The sequence below is a fragment of the Kribbella capetownensis genome (assembly GCF_004331485.1).
Classification (GTDB): domain Bacteria; phylum Actinomycetota; class Actinomycetes; order Propionibacteriales; family Kribbellaceae; genus Kribbella; species Kribbella capetownensis.
Map to the genome: position 1 here is coordinate 56,529 of NZ_SJKD01000001.1, position 19,874 is coordinate 76,402.

The 19,874-nt window shown below is 68.3% G+C and carries 21 protein-coding genes; 13 read left to right on the forward strand and 8 right to left on the reverse strand.

Annotated features, from left to right (window positions below; translation table 11 throughout):
• Window positions 1–37 precede the first annotated feature (37 nt).
• Window positions 38–460 carry a MerR family transcriptional regulator gene (locus E0H75_RS00310; protein WP_131511025.1) on the reverse strand — a complete coding sequence of 141 codons (423 nt, stop codon included), beginning with the start codon at window positions 458–460 and terminating at the stop codon, window positions 38–40.
• A gap of 64 nt (window positions 461–524) precedes the next feature.
• Window positions 525–1,577, reverse strand: coding sequence for an aminotransferase class V-fold PLP-dependent enzyme (locus E0H75_RS00315; RefSeq protein WP_238162732.1), 1,053 nt, complete (start codon window positions 1,575–1,577; stop codon window positions 525–527).
• Between the two features lie 108 nt (window positions 1,578–1,685).
• On the opposite strand from E0H75_RS00315, the gene E0H75_RS00320 reads away from it, so the two are divergent.
• Entirely contained in the window at window positions 1,686–2,729 is a 1,044-nt protein-coding gene (locus tag E0H75_RS00320) for an aldo/keto reductase (RefSeq protein WP_131511027.1), read from the forward strand.
• A gap of 22 nt (window positions 2,730–2,751) precedes the next feature.
• On the opposite strand, the gene E0H75_RS00325 is transcribed toward E0H75_RS00320, so the two are convergent.
• Window positions 2,752–3,183 (reverse strand): MarR family winged helix-turn-helix transcriptional regulator, encoded by a 432-nt coding sequence (locus E0H75_RS00325; protein ID WP_165553339.1) that lies wholly within the window; start codon window positions 3,181–3,183, stop codon window positions 2,752–2,754.
• A 61-nt stretch (window positions 3,184–3,244) separates the two neighbouring features.
• Here E0H75_RS00325 and E0H75_RS00330 point away from each other — a divergent pair, with 61 nt between their 5' ends.
• The 9 genes from E0H75_RS00330 to E0H75_RS00370 all read left to right on the forward strand — a co-directional run bounded on the left by E0H75_RS00330 (window position 3,245) and on the right by E0H75_RS00370 (window position 10,585).
• The gene (locus tag E0H75_RS00330; protein WP_131511029.1) at window positions 3,245–3,649 is read left to right on the forward strand and encodes a VOC family protein; all 405 of its coding nucleotides are present in this window, start codon (window positions 3,245–3,247) and stop codon (window positions 3,647–3,649) included.
• Between the two features lie 66 nt (window positions 3,650–3,715).
• Window positions 3,716–3,922 (forward strand): hypothetical protein, encoded by a 207-nt coding sequence (locus E0H75_RS00335; protein WP_131511030.1) that lies wholly within the window; start codon window positions 3,716–3,718, stop codon window positions 3,920–3,922.
• Between the two features lie 62 nt (window positions 3,923–3,984).
• Window positions 3,985–4,185, forward strand: coding sequence for a hypothetical protein (locus E0H75_RS00340; RefSeq protein WP_131511031.1), 201 nt, complete (start codon window positions 3,985–3,987; stop codon window positions 4,183–4,185).
• Between the two features lie 62 nt (window positions 4,186–4,247).
• Complete coding sequence (locus E0H75_RS00345; RefSeq protein WP_238162733.1) at window positions 4,248–5,258, forward strand: LacI family DNA-binding transcriptional regulator; 1,011 nt, start codon at window positions 4,248–4,250, stop codon at window positions 5,256–5,258.
• 73 nt (window positions 5,259–5,331) lie between these two features.
• Window positions 5,332–6,618, forward strand: coding sequence for an extracellular solute-binding protein (locus E0H75_RS00350; RefSeq protein ID WP_131511032.1), 1,287 nt, complete (start codon window positions 5,332–5,334; stop codon window positions 6,616–6,618).
• A 15-nt stretch (window positions 6,619–6,633) separates the two neighbouring features.
• Window positions 6,634–7,578 (forward strand): carbohydrate ABC transporter permease, encoded by a 945-nt coding sequence (locus tag E0H75_RS00355; protein WP_131511033.1) that lies wholly within the window; start codon window positions 6,634–6,636, stop codon window positions 7,576–7,578.
• On the forward strand, window positions 7,575–8,402 hold the full coding sequence (locus tag E0H75_RS00360; protein ID WP_131511034.1) for a carbohydrate ABC transporter permease: 828 nt from the start codon (window positions 7,575–7,577) through the stop codon (window positions 8,400–8,402). The genes E0H75_RS00355 and E0H75_RS00360 overlap by 4 nt, the downstream gene beginning before the upstream one ends.
• 28 nt (window positions 8,403–8,430) lie before the next feature.
• Window positions 8,431–9,930: an arabinosylfuranosidase ArfA gene (gene arfA, locus E0H75_RS00365; protein WP_131511035.1), complete on the forward strand. Its 1,500-nt coding sequence runs from the start codon at window positions 8,431–8,433 to the stop codon at window positions 9,928–9,930.
• 25 nt (window positions 9,931–9,955) lie between these two features.
• Complete coding sequence (locus tag E0H75_RS00370; RefSeq protein ID WP_165553341.1) at window positions 9,956–10,585, forward strand: TMEM175 family protein; 630 nt, start codon at window positions 9,956–9,958, stop codon at window positions 10,583–10,585.
• Here the strand turns inward: E0H75_RS00370 and E0H75_RS43465 are convergent.
• From E0H75_RS43465 to E0H75_RS00390, 3 genes are all read right to left on the reverse strand, one after another.
• On the reverse strand, window positions 10,571–11,230 hold the full coding sequence (locus E0H75_RS43465) for a helix-turn-helix domain-containing protein (protein WP_202872784.1): 660 nt from the start codon (window positions 11,228–11,230) through the stop codon (window positions 10,571–10,573). The two genes, E0H75_RS00370 and E0H75_RS43465, sit on opposite strands and share 15 nt — an antisense overlap.
• A 247-nt stretch (window positions 11,231–11,477) precedes the next feature.
• Complete coding sequence (locus tag E0H75_RS00385; protein WP_131511038.1) at window positions 11,478–12,116, reverse strand: response regulator; 639 nt, start codon at window positions 12,114–12,116, stop codon at window positions 11,478–11,480.
• On the reverse strand, window positions 12,113–13,261 hold the full coding sequence (locus E0H75_RS00390; protein WP_165553343.1) for a sensor histidine kinase: 1,149 nt from the start codon (window positions 13,259–13,261) through the stop codon (window positions 12,113–12,115). Before E0H75_RS00390 ends, E0H75_RS00385 begins: the two co-directional genes overlap by 4 nt.
• Before the next feature lie 349 nt (window positions 13,262–13,610).
• Here E0H75_RS00390 and E0H75_RS00395 point away from each other — a divergent pair, with 349 nt between their 5' ends.
• Window positions 13,611–15,368, forward strand: coding sequence for an ABC transporter ATP-binding protein (locus tag E0H75_RS00395; RefSeq protein ID WP_131511040.1), 1,758 nt, complete (start codon window positions 13,611–13,613; stop codon window positions 15,366–15,368).
• Between the two features lie 195 nt (window positions 15,369–15,563).
• Window positions 15,564–16,406, forward strand: a complete 843-nt coding sequence (locus E0H75_RS00400; RefSeq protein WP_131511041.1) for a serine/threonine-protein kinase — start codon at window positions 15,564–15,566, stop codon at window positions 16,404–16,406.
• On the opposite strand, the gene E0H75_RS00405 is transcribed toward E0H75_RS00400, so the two are convergent.
• Both E0H75_RS00405 and E0H75_RS00410 read right to left on the reverse strand, forming a co-directional pair.
• Window positions 16,354–16,833: a GNAT family N-acetyltransferase gene (locus E0H75_RS00405; protein WP_131511042.1), complete on the reverse strand. Its 480-nt coding sequence runs from the start codon at window positions 16,831–16,833 to the stop codon at window positions 16,354–16,356. The two genes, E0H75_RS00400 and E0H75_RS00405, sit on opposite strands and share 53 nt — an antisense overlap.
• 10 nt (window positions 16,834–16,843) lie before the next feature.
• Window positions 16,844–17,176 carry an SIP domain-containing protein gene (locus E0H75_RS00410; RefSeq protein ID WP_165553345.1) on the reverse strand — a complete coding sequence of 111 codons (333 nt, stop codon included), beginning with the start codon at window positions 17,174–17,176 and terminating at the stop codon, window positions 16,844–16,846.
• Between the two features lie 88 nt (window positions 17,177–17,264).
• Between E0H75_RS00410 and E0H75_RS00415 the strand changes: the two genes are divergently transcribed.
• On the forward strand, window positions 17,265–19,859 hold the full coding sequence (locus E0H75_RS00415) for a GNAT family N-acetyltransferase (RefSeq protein WP_131511044.1): 2,595 nt from the start codon (window positions 17,265–17,267) through the stop codon (window positions 19,857–19,859).
• Window positions 19,860–19,874 lie beyond the last annotated feature (15 nt).

The window sequence follows — 19,874 nt, forward strand, 5'->3', positions numbered from 1 at the left end:
GCACGGCGCAGGCCGATCCGCCAGGCTGTGCTGGGGCTCAGGAGGCGGCTGAGGTATCGGTGGGGCCAGGCGCTACCCAGAGGCAGTCGGCGGTGCCCTCGTCGAGACTCTCGGTATAGATGTCGACCTTGTGAGTGATCACGTTCAGGCACTCGTTGAGTTCCTGGATCTGCGCGCTGACGTAGTCCTGGTGGCTGCGAAGCAACGCCAACCGGTCCTGCTCGTTGCCCGGCCCCTGGCGCACGAGATCGGTGTACTTGCGGATCGTGTCGAGCGGCATACCGGACGAGCGGAACTTGATGCACATGTCCAGCCAGTCGACGTCGTCCTCGGTGTAGACGCGCCGCCCGTTCGACTCTCGCCGGACCGGGTCCGCGAGCAGCCCCTCCCGCTCGTAGAACCGCAGCGCGTGCACGCTCAGCCCGGTCCGCTCCGCCACCTGCCCGATGCTCAGACCCATGGGCCGCACCCTAACCCGGCGCCTGGACCCACCTCTAGGTCGTGGATGGATTGCCGGACACGGCCTAGCTGTTAAGCAAGGGCTTCAAGGCTGTGAGGGCCTGATGTACGTCGGCCCGTGTGGAATAGATGTGGAAGGACGCGCGGAGCTTGCCGTCGCGGACGGCGGCACGGATGCCGGCGGCCGCGAAGGCGTCCTCGGCTCCGGGGAGGTTGGTGCTGACGATCGCGCTGATCGACGGCGGCAGACCGAGGCCGGCGCGGAACTCGTTGGCCAGATCGACGTTGTGGCGGTTGATCGTCTCGATGCCGATCTCCTCGACCAACTCGAGTGCCGGAGCGGCACCGACGAAACAGAACCAGGCCGGCGACTGGTCGAACCTGCGCGCGCCGTCGGCGAGGTCCATCCGGGTCCCGTAGTACGAGCCGTGCACGTCCTGACCGGCGTACCACCCGGCGGCCATCGGGCGGCACCGCTCCTGGAGTCGCGGCGAGAGGTAGCCGAGCGTGGCGCCACGCGGCGACATCAGCCATTTGTAGGTATGCGCGATCAACGCGTCGACGCCGTCAACGGTCAGCGGCAGCCAACCGAGCGCCTGGCTCGCGTCGATCACCACGAGCGCACCGATCTCCTTGCTCGCGGCAACCACCGCGGGCAGGTCGAGGACGACGCCGGTCGACGACTGGACCGCACTCACCGCAACCAGGTCGACACCCGGACGAATCGAGGCGACCAACTGATCTCCTGGTACGCCGACGACCTCGATGCCACGGTCCTCGTGCACTTTCCACGGGAACACGTTCGACGTGAACTCGACATCGTCGGTGAGAACCTTCGCGCCATCCGGCAGTGCGGCCGCGATCGGGACCAGCGCGGCCGAAACCGTGCTGCCGACGAAGACATCGCGTACGTCGGCTCCGACCATGCGCGCGAACGACTCCCGCGAGCGGGTCGTGGATTCGTCCCACGGTTCCCAACTCGTGGCGCCGACCCGCCAGTCGGACAGCACGGCCTGCAACGCTTCCCAGGCCGGCCGCGGCGGCAACCCGTAGGAGGCCGTGTTCAGCCAGCCCGGCTCCGGATCCCACAACCCCGCGAACTTGTCGACACCGCCCACGTGCACTCCTCAACTCGGCTCTCGCCCCACCTTATGCGGGCTTGACCTAGACAGCGGTCTAGCTCCTAGCGTCCGGACATCAGGTCACGACACAGGAGGAGTTCGTTCATGCGTTATCGCACGCTGGGTGGGACCGGGATCGAGGTCAGTGTGCACTGCCTCGGAACCATGATGTTCGGTGCCGTCGGCAACCCCGACCACGAGGACAGTGTCCGGATCATCCACGCCGCCCTGGACCAGGGCATCAACTTCGTCGACACCGCGGACATGTACTCCACCGGTGAGTCCGAGGAGATCGTCGGCAAGGCTCTGAAGGGACGCCGCGACGACGTCGTACTGGCGACCAAGGTGCACTTTCCGCTGCACGACGGGAGCCGCAACCAGAGCGGGAACTCGCGGCGGTGGATCACCCGTGCGGTCGAGGACAGCCTGCGCCGGCTCGACACCGACTGGATCGATCTGTACCAGGTGCACCGGCCGGATCACACCACGGACATCGAGGAAACACTGTGGGTGATGAGTGATCTCGTCTCCCAGGGGAAGATCCGCGCGTTCGGGTGCTCGGCGTTCCCGGCCGACGAGATGGTGGAGGCATACCACGTCGCGGAACGGCGTGGGTACGGGCGTTTCCGCACCGACCAACCGCCGTACTCGATGATCAGTCGCGGGATCGAGCGCTCGGTGCTGCCGACCTGCCGGCGACTGGGCATGGGCGTGCTCACGTACAGCCCGCTCGCGTGGGGCTTCCTGTCCGGCAAGATCCGCAAGGACCAGCCGATCGACCTCACCACCGGCCGCGCAGCCCTTGCGCCGCACCGTTTCGACCCGTCACTGCCCGCCAACGCCGCGAAGTACGACGCTGTCGAACGACTGATGGAAGTTGCCGAGGGCATCGGAGTGACGCTCCCCGAGCTGGCGCTGTCGTTCGTCACCACGCACCCGGCGGTCACCTCGGTGATCAACGGCCCGCGCACGATGGAGCAACTGGAGGGCTTGCTGAAGGCCGCCGACCTGATCCTGGACGACACGGTCCTCGACCAGATCGATGAGATCGTCCCACCCGGCACCGACCTCTACGAAGCCGACGCCGCCTGGCAACCCCAGTCGCTCGCGGACCTCGCCCAGCGCCGCCGGCCCGCCGCGGACCGGTGAGGTCCGGCCCGCTGGCGGTCCATTAGTCCTGAGCTGAGTGTGTGCGGATCTTCGTCACCAGGGCGTGCAGCGTCGCGCGTTCGGCTGCCGTCAGCGGCTGCAAGGTCGCCTTCTCTACGTCGCGGACTGTCCGCTGCGCTGTAGTCAGGGCAGTCCGGCCTCTGGTGGTGAGCGTGATCCGGTAGCGGCGGCGGTCGGCCGGGTCGCGCTCCCGCTGGACCAGCCGCTTCTCGATCAGCGCGTCCATCAGGCGGACCATGTCGGCGGGGTCCATCCCGAGCGCGGCCGCGAGCATGTTCTGCGCCGACGGGCCGAGCTCGGCCAGCTCCGCCAATGCGGCGTACTCCCACAACGTGAGGCCGGGGCGCTCGGCCAGCCGGTCGGCGATCGCGCGCCGGCCGGCCACCGCCACCTTGTGCAGTACGAAGGTGGTCGTCCCGCTGAGCGTCTCCATCGCGCTATTGTAGGCTCGAACCAACTGTTGGTTATGCCCAACTAATTGGAGATGCTCATCCATGGACGCGCTCTACCCACGGCTGCTGGTCCGCGACTTCCCCGCCGCCGTCGACTTCTACCGGCCGGCACTGACTGAGCTGTACGGCGTTCAGCCGGTCAAGGTGATCCCCGAGGCGCAGTACGCGAACTGGGATCTGGACGGCCAAACCGGTCTGGTGCTGTTCGGCCGGGCGATGATCGCGAGCACCATCGGCACGGACGCACTGCCGGCCGAGGCGGAATCCCAGGACGCGTCGATGCTGGTGCTGAAGGTCGACGCCGTGGACCCCGCGGCCGAGATCCTGGAGAAGCTCGGCGCCACTGTTCTGGCACCGGCCCAGGATCGCCCGCAGTGGGGTCCGAACCTCCGCACCGCCCACCTCCGCGCGCCCGACGGCACCCTGATCGAACTCCAGTCGTACTGACCGCACTTTTCAATCGTTGGAAATCGGGCACCGGGGTGGGGTAGATCGGAAGAAAGAGTGAGGTCGATGGCACCCCTGCCGCAGTCCATCCGCAACGCCGCGGAACCCTGGACAGCACAAGAACTCAGCAAGCTCAAGGCACTCGCCGCAGAGAACCTGCCACCGTCGGTGATCGGTCTCCGGCTCGGTCGGCCGGAGGGAGCGATCCTCACCAAGGCGCTCCAGACCGGCATCACGCTCACCCCGCTGAACCGCCCGCCATACGGCACCTGACCGCCGGCGTCCCTGCGGCAACGTACCGTGGTGCTGCACGAACGGATCCCAGGGAGGGTGCCATGAGTTTCGACAGGCCCGGTCTGCCGCACGCCGGCCACGAACTGCCCGCGGAGGTCGACGAGACGCTGGCCGAGGAGGGCGTCGAGCTGACCGGCCACGAGGCCGACATCCCGGATCACCCGGGCGGCCCGTCGGCCGGGCCGCAGCCGAACCCGCCCCGGCGCCCACCGCACAACGTGCCGCCGTCGACCGACGACTGAGCGGTCCGGGCTGTCCCGTGCATTACCGTGTGTGCCCATGACCGGTGGTAGGGGGTGATGCCGTGGCAGTGACGATGCGTGACGTGGCCCGGCATGCCGGGGTGTCGCCGAAGACGGTCTCGAACGTGATGAACGGGTATCCGTACATCCGCGAGGAGACGCGCACCAAGGTGCTCGCCGCGATCGATGCGCTCGGCTACCAGATGAACATCTCGGCGCGGAACCTCAAGTCCGGCCGGACCGGCATCATCGGTCTGGCCGTGCCCGAGCTCAGCCTGCCGTACTTCGGCGAGCTCGCCGACGCGGTGATCGAGGCCGCCGAGCAGCACGGACTGACCGTGATGATCGAGCAGACCGGCGCGGACCGCGACCGCGAGCTGACCGTGATCAACCGGCCGCGCGGCCACCTGGTCGACGGCCTGCTGTACAGCCCGCTCGGCCTCGGGCAGGAGGACATCGGGCAGCTCACCACGTCCGCACCGATGGTCCTGCTCGGCGAACGGATCTTCCACAGCCCGGTCGACCACGTGATGATCGACAACGTGGCCGGCACCAAGGCCGCGGTCGAGCACCTGCTGCAACTCGGCCGCCGCCGGATCGCCGTCCTCGGCGTCCATCCCGGCGAGAAGGTCGGCACCGCCGCCATCCGGTACGACGCCTATGCCGAGGCGCTGACCGAGCACGGCGTACCGGTGCCCGAGGAGCTCGCCTTCAGCGCGGGCAAGTGGCACCGCTCGACCGGCGCCGAGGCAACCCAGGCCCTGCTCGCCTCCGGGCGGAAGTTCGACGCCGTCCTCGCCCTCAACGACACCCTCGCGCTCGGTGCGATCCGCACCCTCACCAAGCACGGCCTGCGCATCCCGGACGACGTGGCCGTCGCCGGCTTCGACAACATCGACGAGGCCCAATACAGCACGCCGACCCTCACCACCGTGGACCCCGGCCGCACCCAGATCGCCCGCACCGCGGTCGATCTCCTCGTCCGCCGGATGACCGGCGACGACTCCGAACACGAGGAGATCGTCGCGCCGTACGAGCTCCACACCCGCGAATCCACTCTCGGCACAGCCTGAGCCCTTGACGGTCCCAAAGGGTCCGGGCATCATCTCTACACCGATGTAGTACACCGATGTAAAGTAGGCTCGCATGCTTGACGACCGCCCTCCTCGTCCACGGCGCAGAGCAGTACTAGGTGGCATGCTCGGCGCCCTCGCGCTCACCGGTTGCGGCAGCCTCGGATCCCGGCCGCGGGTCCGGGAATGGAACCTGTTCGGCGGCGGTGACGGCGCCCGGCTGCTGCAGATCCATCAGCAGTACGTCGCCGAGCACCCCGACGTCGACTTCGAGGCGCACACGCTCGCCTGGGGTCCGCCGTTCTACACCAAGCTCGCGATGTCCGCGGCCGGCGGCCGCGCGCCCGAGGTCGCGACCCTGCATCTGTCCCGGCTGAAGGGATTCAGCCCGACCACGATGCTCGATCCCATCCCGGTCGACCTGCTCGAGGAGGCCGGCGTCCGCGAGTCCGACTTCCTGCCGGCGACCTGGAACCGCTGCATCGTCGACGGCAAGCTGTACGCCGTACCGCTCGACCAGCATCCGTTCGTCCTCTACTACAACACCGACGTCTGCAAGAAGGCCGGACTGCTCGGCCCGGACGGCAAGATCAAGCCGGTCAAGGGCGTCACCGAGTTCCTCGACATGCTCAAGGCGGTCAAGGAGACCACCGGCAAGTACGCCGCCTCGGTCGAGACCACGAACCCGTGGCGGATCTGGTGGACGCTCTACGGCCAACTGGAAGGCAAGTTCTTCAGCGACGACGGCACGCGGCTCGTCCTCGACGACGCCAAGGCGCTGGAAGCCCTGGAACTGATGGCGAAACTCGCCACCGACGGGCTGACCCCGAAGTCGTCGAACTACGCCGCCCTGGTCGCCCAGTTCACCAACGGCGACGCGGGTCTGAGTTTCAACGGTGAGTGGGAGGTGACGACGTACCAGACCGCGAAGACGCCGTTCAGCATGGCGCCGTTCCCGGTCGTGTACGACGTACCGAGTTTCGCCGGGGACTCGCACACGTTCGTGCTGCCGCACCAGGCCAACCGGAACAAGGACGACACCAAGGCGACGATCGAGTACATCGCCTGGATCCTCAAGCACAGTGCGGACTGGGCCGCCGGCGGCCACATCCCGGCGTACCAGCCGGTGGCGAAGAGCCAGAAGTACCTGGATCTCAAGCCACAGGCGGAGTACCGCAGCGTCGCGCCGGACGTGCTCTACGACCCGGACGGCTGGTTCAGCGGTTCGGGAGCGCAACTGGAGAACGAGGCCGGCGCCGCGTTCAGCGGAGTGTTCTCCGGCCAGGCGACCCCCAAGGCGGCGCTCGCGCAGTTCAAGGCCGCCACCCAGAAGCTCCTCGACACCCCGTCCCCGGTCTGACAGGAGGTCACGTTCATGGCCGTACAGACACAACCTCAGGTCACCACGAGTACGCCGCGCACCGCGGCGAAGCCGGCGGCGGGACAGCCCTGGAAGGAACGCTGGGGCGGGCTGTTCTTCGTCGCGCCGTTCCTGCTGCTGTTCGCCGTCTTCATGATCTGGCCGATCATCTCCGGCCTGTGGAACAGCTTCTTCAACACCAGTCTCGCCGGGGTGAAGCAGGAGTTCCTCGGGCTGCAGAACTGGCGGGAGATGTTCGGCGATCCGGCCGTCTGGTCGTCGCTGAAGAACACCCTCGTCTTCACCGCGATGAGTACTCCACCGCTGGTCATCATCGCGCTCGTGATGGCATTGCTCGCCAACCGCAAAGGCCTGCTCGGCTGGCTGCTGCGCTTCTCGTACTTCGCTCCGTTCGTCCTCCCCGCGACAGTGGTCACCCTGATCTGGGTGTGGATCTACCAGCCCGGGTTCGGTCTCGTGAACGGGCTGCTGACGGCCGGTGGGTTCGCCGAGATCGACTGGCTCAACACGGAGAACCGGGCCATGCTCGCGGTGGTGATCACGACGGTCTGGTGGACAGTCGGATTCAACTTCCTGCTCTATCTCGCTGCCCTGCAAGGGATTCCAGCCCAGGTCTACGAAGCGGCTGCGATCGACGGTGCGAACGGCCGGCAGCAACTGTTCCGGATCACGCTCCCGCTGCTGAGCCGGACCACCGGGCTGATCGTCGTACTGCAACTGGTCGCTTCGTTGAAGATCTTCGACCAGATCTACCTGATGACCAACGGCGGGCCGAACTTCGCGACCCGGCCGATCATCCAGTACATCTACCAGAACGGCTTCACCAACTACCGGATCGGCTACGCCTCCGCGATCTCGTACATGTTCTTCGCGGTCATCGTCGTGGTTGCGGTGCTGCAGTTCAGACTGTTCTCCGGCCGGAAGGAGGCCGGCCAATGAGAACGACCTGGACCTTCCCGAAGGTGGCGACCATCGTCGGCGCAGTACTGCTGGCCGTGCTCTGGCTGGTTCCGTTGCTCTGGGCCCTCGACACCTCGCTCAAGCCGGAGCCGGAGACGACCCGCTCGCCGATCACGTGGTTGCCAGCGGCACCAACCATGGCCGCGTACAGCAGCGTGCTCGACCAGGGCGACCTGATCCGATGGTTCTTCAACAGCACCGTCGTCTCGGTGCTGGTCACCGGGCTGACCCTGGTCGTCTCGGTGCTGGCGGCGTTCGGGTTCTCCCGGACCAGGTTCCCCGGCCGGCGGGTGCTGTTCGGCCTGATCATCGCGGGCATCCTGGTCCCGCCGCAGGTGCTGATCGTGCCGTTGTTCCAGGAGATGACCGGGCTCGGCCTGGTCGACACCTACTGGGGCATCGTGCTGCCGCAGGTGGTCGCGCCGGTGATGGTGTTCGTACTGAAGAAGTTCTTCGACGGTATCTCCCGCGACTACGAGGACGCCGCCCGGGTGGACGGCGCGACCCGGTGGCGGATCGTCTGGAGCGTGATGGTGCCGATGTCGCGGCCGATCCTCGTTGCCGTCGGCATCTTTACGTTCATCGGGGCCTGGAACAACTTCCTCTGGCCCTTCATCGTGACCACCGACCCGTCGATGATGACGATCCCGGTCGGACTCGCCAACGTGCAGGGCTCGTACGGCCTGCGCTACGCCCAGATCATGGCGTCCGCCGTGCTGGGCGGCCTTCCCTTGCTGATCGTCTACGCCTTGTTCCAGCGCCATGTGGTGCGTGGGGTCGGCGACGCCGGCATCAAGGGATGACCTCACCTCTGACGACAGGAGCCACCTGGTGACCTCTGCCCGCATCATCATCGACCCCGTGTTCACGGTTGCCCCGGTCAACCGGCGTACGTTCGGCACGTTCGTCGAGCACATGGGCCGCTGCGTCTACACCGGTATCTACGAGCCGGGGCACGCGACCGCCGACGAGGACGGCTTCCGCAAGGACGTGCTCGAGCTGACCCGGGAGCTCGGGGTATCCGTGGTCCGCTACCCCGGCGGCAACTTCGTCTCCGGCTACCGCTGGGAGGACGGCGTCGGCCCCCGCGAGGGCCGGCCGCGGAGGCTCGACCTGGCCTGGCACAGCGTCGAGACGAACGAGTTCGGCCTGGACGAGTTCATCACCTGGTGCGCGAAGGCCGGGGTGGAGCCGATGATGGCGCTGAACCTCGGCACCCGCGGCGTCCAGGAGGCGCTCGACCTGCAGGAGTACTCGAACCACCGCGGCGGTACGGCGCTGTCCGACCTGCGCGAGCAGCACGGCGCGTCGCCGTACGGGATCAAGTTGTGGTGCCTGGGCAACGAGTTGGACGGGCCGTGGCAGATCGGGCACAAGACCGCGGCCGAGTACGGGCGGCTCGCGGCCGAGACGGCGCGGACGATGCGGATGATCGAGCCCGATCTCGAGCTGGTCGCGTGTGGCTCGTCGTCGTCGCAGATGCCGACGTTCGGCACCTGGGAGCGCGAGGTGCTGCGGGAGACGTACCAGTTCGTCGACTACATCTCGTGCCACGCGTACTACGGCAACGACGACGGCGACACGGCATCGTTCCTGGCCTCGGCGGTGAACATGGACCACTTCATCGATGCCGTCACAGCGACCGCGGACCACGTCGGCGCGGAGCTGAAGAGCAGCAAGAAGATCGGCATCTCGTTCGACGAGTGGAACGTCTGGTACAAGGACCGGTCCCGGCTCACCGACGGACCACACGACCAATGGGAGGTCGCCCCGCGCCGGATCGAGGACGAGTACAACGTCACCGACGCCGTTGTCGTCGGCAACCTCCTGATCTCGCTGCTGCGGCACAGCGACCGGGTCGCCGTCGCCTGCCTGGCACAGCTGGCGAACGTGATCGCGCCGATCATGACCGAGCCGAACGGCCCGGCCTGGCGGCAGCCCACGTTCCACCCGTTCGCGATCACGTCACGACTCGCGTCCGGCCAGGTGCTGCGGCTCGAGACCGATTCGCCGACAGTCAGCACCGCCAAGTACGGCGACGTACCGGCAGTCGACGCGGTCGCGACATACTCCGAGGGTGAGCTGGCCGTCTTCCTGGTCAACCGCTCGTCCGAGGACACGATCGACGTCACCGTCGACGTCAGTCGCTCCGGCGTCACCACGATCCAGGAAGGCGTCATGGTGCACGACGCCGATCCACTCGCCACCAACTCCGCCGAGCACCCCGACCGCATCACCCCCAAGCCGGCCGACTCCCGCCTGCAGGACGGCCAACTGACCGTCACCCTCCCGGCGATCAGCTGGGTCGCCCTAAGGTTGTCGACCGACTGAGTTCGCGGTGTCAGACTGGGTGACCGTGGCCACCCAGTCTGACCTTGCGGACACCTCGCGGATCGAGGCCTTCAGCGACGGCGTGTTCGCGATCGCGATCACCCTGCTCGTCCTCGAGTTGCACATTCCCGAACCCGAACCGGACGAGCGGCTGTGGCCGGCGTTGGTGCAGGAGTGGCCGCAGTTCGCGGCGTACCTGACCAGCTTCGCGGTCCTCGGCATCATGTGGGTCAACCACCACTCGATGTTCCGGCAGATCCGGCGGGCGGATCGCGGGCTGATGTTCCTCAATCTGCTGCTGTTGCTGTGGACCGCGCTGCTGCCGTTCCCGACGAACCTGTTCGCCGAGTACCTGCGCGACGACACGATCGATGCCCATGTCGCGGCCGCTGTCTACAGCACCAACCTGACGCTGGCGGCGATCGCGTTCAGCCTGATCTGGTGGCACGTACTGCGGTCACACCTGGTCGACCACAACCTCACCCCGTCGGAGCAGCGCGCATCGGTCCTGCGCTACTCGATCGGCACGTTGTTCTACGCGGCCTGTATCGGACTGTCGTTCATCTCGGCCCCGGTCACGTTGCTCGTCCAGTTCGTCCTTGCCTTGTACTACGGCTTCGAGCAACTGCGGACCCGGTCGTCAGCCGTGGCCTGATCCGTTGTCGCTACCGGACTTGCCCTTCCCGGAGTTGCCGGAGTCGCCACCCTTCTCGTCACCCGGCTCGGTGGTGTTCGAGCCCTTGGTGGTCGTCGACGGTGCGCGGGTGCGATCGCCGCCCTTGTCATCGCCGCGCTCGATCGTCTTCGTTGCCGACGGCGTACGGGTGCGGTCGCCGCCGTGGTCGTCGGGACTCGGTGTCGGCGTCGGATTGACTGTGGCGCTCTGCGGGTTCACGGTGACAGGCGGCGGCAGCCAGAGCTGGGCCGGTGACTCGTTGGGGGTGCCGGGGTCGAAGGCTGTCCAGACGGCGGTGCCGCCCGCGACCAAGCCGGCGGCCGCGGCCAGGCCGAGCAGTCCGGTGCCGACCCAGGCCAGGTAGCGGGCCGCGCGGCCTTCGGGTCCAGCGGCGATCCGCCGGCCATCACCTCGCGGATGCCGGCCAGGATCACCTCGGGCTCGCTGTGCTTGAGCAGATACCCCTCGGCGCCCGCCTGCAGCGCGTCCAGGATCCGCGTCTGGTCGCTGAACGACGTCAGCACCACAACCCGCACCGACGAGTCCGCAGCCACGATCCGCCCGGTCGCCGCGAAGGCCGGTCCGGACGATCGCGTGATCGTCGGCGATCAGCACCCGGATCATCAGACCGGCACCTCGACGCGTCCCCCGAACAGGAGGCCTGCGCCCCGGTCTCCACCGCCATGGACCTCTACAGCCTGGGATGCACTCTCGCCGAGTGCCTGAGCCCTGGCACGGGCAGGGTCTGGCAGGTCGTCAATCGCCTGACCTCGACGGACCCAGCCGCCCGCGGCACCCGCACCGAAGCGTTGCTCGATCTGGCCGACGCCGCCGGAGATCTTCGACCCTGGCCGCAGTGGCTGGACCGCTTCTATTCCGGTGGCGGGAGTGCGTGACCGGGATGCCGTTGAGCCCAGAGCGCGGCCTGGGTCCGATCGGAGACGCCGAGGCGATGGAAGATGCTCGTCACATGAGCCTTGACCGTCCGTTCGCTGATGCCGAGGCGCTGGGCGATCGCACGGTTCGGCAGGCCGGAACCGAGCATCTCGAGCACCTCCTGCTCACGGGTCGTGAAGATCACCTCCTGGGGCGCCTGGCGTCGGCTGGTCAGGAACTCCCTGGCCGCCTTCGGATCCAGCGGTGAGCCACCGGCCACCAGGTGACGGATGCCCGCGAGAATCGCCTCGGTGCTGCTGTTCTTGAGCAGGTAGCCCTCCGCCCCCGCGTCCAGTGCAGCCATGATGCGGTCGTGGTCGCTGAACGAGGTCAGTACGAGAACGTGGATGCCGGGGTCGGCCGCGACGATGCGCTCGGTGGCGGCGATGCCGTCGGTGCCTGGCATCGACAGGTCCATCAGGACCACGTCCGGACGCAGCCGGGCCGCCATCGCGATTCCCTCCTCGCCGTCGGCGGCACCGCCGACCGGGTCGAGGTCTTCGGTGCCGGACAGCAACTGGCACAACCCGGTCCGCACGATGTCGTGATCGTCCACCACCAGGACGCGGATCATCCGACCGGAACCTGGACCTTCACCCGGGTCCCTCGGCCCGGTGTGGCCCGGACCCACAGCACGCCGCCACAGGCGGTCATCAGATCGCTGGTCGACCGCAGACCGAAGTGCCCGGCGTCGCGCCGTTCCCGCAACAAGGCCTCGTCGAACCCCTGTCCGTCGTCCTCGACGAGCAGAGTTGCCTGCCCACCCCGGCGCCCGGCCCTGATCAGTACTTCGTGGGCGCCACTGTGGGTGGCCACGTTCCGGACGGCCTCCTGCGCCGCGCGGAAGATGAGCGCCGAGGTGACCGGTGGCAGGCGCTCCGCCTGCGAGACCTCGAGCTGGACCTCCATTCCGGCCCGCTCGAGTCTCTCGGCCAGACCGGTCAAGGCCGAGCAGAGCCCCTGGCCGCCCAGATCCGGCGGATAGCTGTCGATCAGCAAGGTCCGGAGCGTGCCGATGCTGCGCCGCAACGAGGCGGCGCTGTCGGCGACGACCTCGCCGCGCTGGTCCGGGGACACACACCCCAGTCGCAACCGCTCCAGCGCGTAGTTGACGCCGGCAAGATCCTGCACCACTCCGTCGTGCAACTCACCGATGAGGCGGCGCCGCTCGGCCTCGCGAGCCCGCTCTTCGTGCCGGCGCAGCCGCTCCCGCTGCAGGCGCTGGTTCCGCCTGAGCAGTACGTAGGTCAGCGGGGCCGATCCCAACGCGATGGCCAGCAGGCCGCCGAGTACCGACCTGGCCGGTGTGCCCAGGACGTTCCGGCTCGCATCCACCACCCGGCCGTACCTGAAGTAGGTCTGGAAGAGCAGCCACTCGCCGGTCCTTGCCCGTACCGGCACGTGCACCTCGATCAATCGGGGGCCGGTCGACTCGAACCGGCTCTCGGACCGATCGAGGCCGCCCACCCCGGACCGGTCGCGATTCCCGGCCCACAACGCCTCGAGCTCGTCGGCCCGGAGCGGGATCCGCGAGCCGATCAGCCTCGACTCGTCGGAGTAGACGATCCGGCCGGCGGCGTCCCAGAGCTTCAGCCGAACAAGGTCGCCGATGAGAACGTAGCGACGCATCGCCCGGTCGAACGCGGCCAGCGCCGACCGTTGGCCCTCGATCACCTCGGCGCCCAGCCGCGGTTCGACGACACCCCGGGCCGTCGCCACCGTTTCTCGCTGCGCCGATCCGGCGGCTTGCAGCTTTCCGGCCTGCTGGGCAACAAATACGGCCGCTGCAATTCCGACTACGAGAATGACGAGTACCACAATTGCGGCTCGGCAGAGCAGACCTACGACGGGCGACGCCATCGGATCTCTTCGCCTGATACGGCGCAACTCCCCCATTGTTCCCCCATAGTCCCCAATTCCGGATCATAGGCGCTTTCGCGCCGGGCGCGCAGGTCTCAGGCATTTCCGGCATTCGCAGTAGTTAGGGGTGCACGGCAAGCAACCGAATGTCAGGTGCTAGCCCAAAAGTGCAATAGCGCAACAGTGGTCGCGCCGCGATGGTGGAACCATGAAGGCGCCGCTGAGCCTCAGCGTCGCGGGCCCGTCGGTCCGTCAGCATTCCCCGGCGCTGGCCGCCGCGGCGACCCTCGTCGTGCTGCAGGTGGGCGTCACCCTGCTCCGTCCGTGGCCGTTGGCACTGGCGGTGGACCATGCCCTCGGCGGCAGACCCCTGACCGGCCGCCTCAGCTCCCTGGCGGGGATGGAGCCGGCCGAGCTGCTGATGCTGGCCGGAGCCGCCTCGATCGTTCTCACCGTGGTCGACGGCCTGCTCGAGCTGATGATCCTGCAAGTTGCCGAAGGGGCGGCCGAACGGATCGGCACCGAGCTCAGGGCGACGATGTTCGAGCGGGCCATGACCCGATCGCTGCGCTGGCACGACCGAATGCGCAGCGGTGAACTCGTCTCCCGGCTGACCACCGACGTGGGCCGGGTGCTGGACGGCGTGGTCGCGCTCACCACCTCCTTCCTGCCCGACGCGGTGACGCTGGTCGGCGTCCTCGTCCTGCTGCTGGCCTTCGATCCGAGTCTTCTGCTGATCGGTCTGACCGTCGTGCCGGTGCTGGCCGGGCTGGCCGTGCGGCAGCGAGCCCGGATCAGAGCCGCGCAACAGGCTGCGCGCACGGAGTCCGGCCGCCTGGCCGGGGCGACCACCGACCTGTTGCGCAACGTTCGCGCGGTCCAGGCGTTCGGCCGGATCGATCACGCCTGCGGCGAATTCGCGGATCGCAACCGCGCGGTCCTCGAGGCCGAACTCAAGGCGGTCAGGGTGGACGCCCGCTGGACTCCGGTGGCCGACATCCTGCTCGCGATCGGCTCCGCGCTGGTGCTGGTGGTCGGCGGCCTGTCCGTACTGGACGGCACGCTGACCGTCGGCGAACTCCTGGTGGTGAGCTCGTACCTGCGGAGCCTGTACGCCCCGGTGCGCGGACTGACCCGCCTGTCGGCCGTGCTGGCCAAGGCCGGAGCCAGCGCGACCAGGGTGCGCGAGGTCCTGGAGTGCCCCGAAGCCGTCACCGATCGCGCCGGCGCCTGGGTTGCACCACCACTGGCGCAGGACGTCCGTTTCGAGAAGGTCGGGTTCCGGTACGAGCCGGACCAGCCGGTGCTCGACAACTTCAACCTCCGGATCGCCGCCGGCGAGACGGTCTGCCTGATCGGTCCCAGCGGCATGGGCAAGAGCACGGTCCTGCACCTGCTGCTCCGGTTGTACGACGTCAACACCGGCAGGGTTCTCATCGACGGAGTGAACGTGCGCTACTGCCGGCAACTGACGGTCCGGAGCCGGTTCGCCTATGTACCGCAGGATCCTTGGCTACTGGACGCGACAGTGGCGGAGAACATTGCCTTCGGCAACCCGGCGGCCACACGCGCCGACGTACTCGAGGCCGGCCGGAACGCTCAGGTGGACGAGTTCATCGGCCGGTTGCCGCACGGGTACGACACCTCCCTGGGAGAGAGCGGGATCCGGTTGTCGGGCGGCCAGCGTCGCCGCATCGCCATCGCCCGGGCGGTGGTCTCCTACGCGCCGATGGTCCTGCTGGACGAGCCGACGGCCTCACTCGATCCTCGGTCCGCGGCCGCCGTGGTCAACGCGATCCAGACCGCCACAGCGCATCGCACCGTACTGCTTGTCACCCACGACCGGGACCTGGCCGCCATCGCGGACCGGGTCGTCAGCCTGGCCGGCCCGGAGCTCCGGGACCGGCCGGCGAAGCCACCGATCGTGACGGATCTCCGACAGACGACGGCAGGAGGAAGGGGGTGAACACCATGCCTCGGATCGCACCGACGATGTATCACAAGCGGCACCGACGGCACCGGAAGCACAGCCGCTCCTGGAGCCGCAGCTGTAGCCGTAGTCGCAGCCGTAGTCGTAGCCGCTGCTGAGGCCCGGAAGTCCACCGGCCACCGGGGTCCGCCCGGCGGCCGGTGGTCGGCATCCGGGCTGGGGAGGAGGGGTATGGAACTGGTCGTCGACGCCGAGGACGGTCTGGCCGTGTGGGAGTTCGCGGAGGGCTCCACGCTCCCGGGCGGGAACCTCGCGATCGAACGCCTCGGTGTCGGGGTGCGTTGTGAGACCTGGCTCGTCTGGAGTCCCGAGCTCTGGAGTCCGGCGGTGCTGAAGCTTGCTCGGCCGCACCAGGTCGCCCACCCGCGAGCGGTACTGACTCTGCGCCGGGAAACCGCCGCGCTGACCGGGAATCTGCATCCCGCCCTGCCGCGGATTCTGGCCGACGGCACCGGTGATCCGGTGCCACACATCATGATCGAGTACGTCGACGGCCCGGCGCTCGACGAGGAGATCGACCAGAACGGCGCGCTCGCGGCGGAGCAGGCCGCCGTACTCGGCGCCCAGCTCCTTCCGGCGGTCGCCTCGTTGCACCGCCGGGGTCTGGCTCACCTCGACCTCAAGCCTGAGAACGTCGTACTGCGCGATGCCCGCCCGGTCCTGCTGGACTTCGGGACGGCCCGGCCGATCGGGTCCACGCAGCCCGCCGGTCATCCGGTCGGCACCACTGGGTACGTCGCGCCCGAGCAGGAGACCTGCGAGCCGGTCTCGGCCGCGATGGACCTCTACGGGCTGGGAATGGTGCTCGCCGAAGCGGTGACCGGCGTACCGATGGCGAAGGGTGCCGAGATCCCACCGTCGCCGCTGGCTCCTGTCATCCGGCAACTGCTGGCCGAGCGCCCTGATCGGCGCGGCACAACGGCTGAGGTGCTGGTTGCCCTGGCGGAGGTCGCCGGCGAGCTCAGGCCGTGGCCGCAGTGGCTGGATCGCTACGCAGGCGATGGAAGTGCGTGAGCTGCACTCCGGGGGCGATCGTGGTGCGGGAGGTCTCGGCGTATCCGCGGGACTTGTAGAGGGTGACGGCCGGGGTGTTCGCGCTGCCGGTCGAGACCAGGCTGGTCGGCCGTCGCTCCTGCTGATCGAGGTGGTCGAGCAGGGCTCGTCCGTGCCCGCGGCGGGCGTACGACGGATCGACGATCAGGCGGGAGATCTCGACCGTGTCGTCGTCCGGGAACTCGTACGCCACCGCGCCGACCAGGACGTCGCCGTCGTACCGGCCGAGCCAGTGTTCGGTGGACGACATCAGACCGGCGAGGTCCTCCTGCAGTGGCGGGATGCCGTCGAAGCCGATCAGCTCGGCCTCGACGGCGTACGCGGCGTGCTGGATCGCCAGCAACCGTTCGACAAGCGTGCGGTCGCTGAGGTCGAGTGGGCTGATCACGCCGGCCAGGCTACGCGGCCTTCCAGTAGCCCAGTGCCTTCACCCGGTGCTTCGGTACAGCGAGATCCTTCAGGACGTACGTCGTGAGCGCGCGGGTGGTGGCCGTGTCACAGGCTATCCAGACGTACGCGTCCGAGGCGTCGCCGAGGAGCTTCGGCAGATCCGTCTTGACGCTCGCGACGAGTTCCGGCCGTGGGATCGGACGGAGCTCGTGCCGCTCGGGATCGATCCGGAACGGCAGCGAGTGGTCGGCGTCGTGCGAGGTGCCGGCACCCGTCACGGTGAGGACGAAGTCCTTCCCGCGGAACAGCTTGAGCACCACACCTTCCCAGCCGTGCCCCACGAGATCCTCCCCTAGAGTCGATGCCATTGCGGCCGAAGAATCTGACTTGTAAGTTAGCGCAGCCTAACTAACTGAAACGAGGCCAGGAGTGAATGCTCGGGTGTTCCGGGACGCGTACGGCGTACCGCATCTGCGGGCTGGAGACCCGCTGGCTCTCGTCTACCTGCAAGGCACCAACGCCGCGGCCGACCGCGCCTGGCAGCTCGAGCTCGAGCGCCGCCGGTTCCTCGGCACGAGCGCGGCCTTCCTCGGCCCCGAGGCGGCGGGCTGGGACGTGTTCGCACGGCAGGCCCGGCTCGCCGACACCGCGCAACGCTGCTTCGAGGCGCTCGACGAGCAGACCCGCGAGTGGATCACGGCGTACGTCGAGGGCGTCAACCACGCGCTTCCCGGTGGAGCGGCCCGCGCCCCCGAGTTCGCCGAGACCGGGCTCACGCTGCAGGAGTGGGAGCCGTGGGCGCCGCTCGGCATCTGGCTCGCGGTGCACATCCTGTTCGCCGGTTTCCCGAGCAAGCTCTGGCGCACCCACGTCGCGCGGACCCTCGGCGACGACAAGATCGACCTGTTCACCTCGGAGGGGCCGCGGACGGCAGGCAGCAACGGCTGGATGATCCCGGGGTCGCTGTCCAGCAGCGGCCAGGCGATCGTCGCCGGCGACCCGCACCGCTACATCGAGAGCCCCGGCGTCTACCAACAGCTCCGGTTGTCCTGCCCCGAGTACGACGTACTCGGGCTCGCCGTTCCCGGGATCCCCGGAGTCGCGCACTTCGGCCACACCGGGGAGGTCGCCTGGGCGATCACCAACGCGATGGCCGACTACCAGGACCTGTACGCCGAGCAGCTCCGGCCGGCCGGGCCGGGACTGGAAGCGCTCGGCCCGGACGGCTGGAAGCCGGCCCAGGTCCACACCGAGGTCGTCGAGGTGGCCGGCGCGGATCCGATCGAGGTCGAGGTGATCGAGACCGAACGTGGTCCGGTGATCGTCAACGACTCGGCCCAGACGATCAGCCTGCGATACCCGCCGCGCGTGACCGGGCGGCTCGGCTTCGAGGTCATCCCCAGGTTGCTCCAGGCAACTACCGTGGCGGACATCGATGCAGCCGTCGGCGACTGGGTGGAGCCGGTCAACGTGATCCTCGCGGCCGACACCGCGGGCGGGTTGCTCCATCGCACCGCCGGGCTGGTTCCGCGACGTCACGCCGACAACATGCTGCGCGTCGTACCAGCGTGGGAAGCCGAGCACCAGTGGGACGGCTGGCACGACCCGATGCCGCGGGCAACTGTTGACGGACCGGCCGTGATGGCGAACGCGCGGGAACTCGCGGCCCCGCTCGGCGTGGAGTTCGCCGCGCTCCATCGATCTCACCGGATCCGTGAGCTGGTGACGTCACAGTCGAACTGGTCGGTGGCGGAGATGCCGTCGATCCACAAGGACACCTATCTCGGGTCTGCGGGGTGTCTGTTGGCCCTGCTGGTCGGCATGGAGGATCTGTCACCGGAAGCAGTTGCCTTGCGCACTGAACTGCTCGGCTGGGACCGGCGGATGGACGCGACGAGCAGCACGGCTTCGTCGTACGCCGCGATCCGGAAGGCACTGGTGTCCCGGCTGGCCGACCACTTCGGCGTACTCGAAGATGCGCAGGTCCCCGAGGTGTTCGTGCCGTGGATGGACGTGCTCACGCATGTCTCGTACGCGGTGGAGAACCTGCTCACGACCGAGCTGATCCCGGACGTCAACGTGTCCTGGCTGGCGCGCGAGGCATTGGAAGAAGTTGCCGCACGCAAGCGCCGCCCGCCGTGGGGTGAGACGCATCAGCTGTCGCCGTTGCACGCGTTGCGCGGCCCGGTGTTCGCGCCGGGCGAGGAACCGTTCGACCTCGGTCTTTCCGGTGACCATCACTGTGTGAGGTGTACGTCGTCCCTGCCGGGACTCACCGATGTGTGCGTGCGCGGCTCGGCTGCGCGCTATGCCTGGGATCTCGCGGATCGGTCGGCCAGCCGATGGGTGGTGCCACTGGGTGCGTCCGGCGTACTCGGCGAGCCGCATCATCACGATCAGCTGCCGTTGTGGTTGCGTGGTGAGCTCGCGCCGATCGTCACCGACTGGGATGCGCTCGAGCGGGAGGACCGGAGTTTCACCCACGAGATCGAGGGTTTCGGCACGGTCCGCATCGTCGAGGCGGATCCGTCGCGGGACCTCGACCTCATCCACGGTTGGGTCACGGCCGAGCGCGCGAGCTTCTGGGGCATGGGCGGGTTGTCCCGGGACGCGATCGCGGCGACCTACGAGTTCCTGGACTCGGTGCCCACGCATCACGTGTACGTCGTGCAGTTGGACGGCGTACCGATCGGGTTGCTGCAGACCTACGATCCACAAGCCGATCCGGTCGGGGCGGCGTACGAGATCCAGGCCGGGGACATCGGGGCGCACCTGCTGGTTGCGCCGGGCGATCCACGCCCGGGCTTCACCGGGAACCTGTTGCGGGCACTGGGCCGGTTCGTGTTCGTCCACCTCGGACATCCGCGACTCGTCGCCGAGCCCGACACGCGCAACGAACGGGCGGTCGACCGCTTGTACCGGTCCGGTTTCACCATCGGCCCGGAGGTCAAGATCACCCTGCCGGACGGCACCACGAAAACCGCACAACTCGGCTTCCTCACGGCGGAACGGTTCCTGAACTGACTGGCAGGTTCAGGT

Coding starts and splice junctions, on each gene's coding strand:
- E0H75_RS00310 (WP_131511025.1), bottom strand. CDS start 460: ATGGGTCTGAGCATCGGGCAGGTGGCGGAGCGGACCGGGCTGAGCGTG.
- E0H75_RS00320 (WP_131511027.1), top strand. CDS start 1,686: ATGCGTTATCGCACGCTGGGTGGGACCGGGATCGAGGTCAGTGTGCAC.
- E0H75_RS00325 (WP_165553339.1), bottom strand. CDS start 3,183: ATGGAGACGCTCAGCGGGACGACCACCTTCGTACTGCACAAGGTGGCG.
- E0H75_RS00330 (WP_131511029.1), top strand. CDS start 3,245: ATGGACGCGCTCTACCCACGGCTGCTGGTCCGCGACTTCCCCGCCGCC.
- E0H75_RS00335 (WP_131511030.1), top strand. CDS start 3,716: ATGGCACCCCTGCCGCAGTCCATCCGCAACGCCGCGGAACCCTGGACA.
- E0H75_RS00340 (WP_131511031.1), top strand. CDS start 3,985: ATGAGTTTCGACAGGCCCGGTCTGCCGCACGCCGGCCACGAACTGCCC.
- E0H75_RS00350 (WP_131511032.1), top strand. CDS start 5,332: ATGCTTGACGACCGCCCTCCTCGTCCACGGCGCAGAGCAGTACTAGGT.
- E0H75_RS00355 (WP_131511033.1), top strand. CDS start 6,634: ATGGCCGTACAGACACAACCTCAGGTCACCACGAGTACGCCGCGCACC.
- E0H75_RS00360 (WP_131511034.1), top strand. CDS start 7,575: ATGAGAACGACCTGGACCTTCCCGAAGGTGGCGACCATCGTCGGCGCA.
- E0H75_RS43465 (WP_202872784.1), bottom strand. CDS start 11,230: ATGATCCGGGTGCTGATCGCCGACGATCACGCGATCGTCCGGACCGGC.
- E0H75_RS00385 (WP_131511038.1), bottom strand. CDS start 12,116: ATGATCCGCGTCCTGGTGGTGGACGATCACGACATCGTGCGGACCGGG.
- E0H75_RS00395 (WP_131511040.1), top strand. CDS start 13,611: ATGAAGGCGCCGCTGAGCCTCAGCGTCGCGGGCCCGTCGGTCCGTCAG.
- E0H75_RS00400 (WP_131511041.1), top strand. CDS start 15,564: ATGGAACTGGTCGTCGACGCCGAGGACGGTCTGGCCGTGTGGGAGTTC.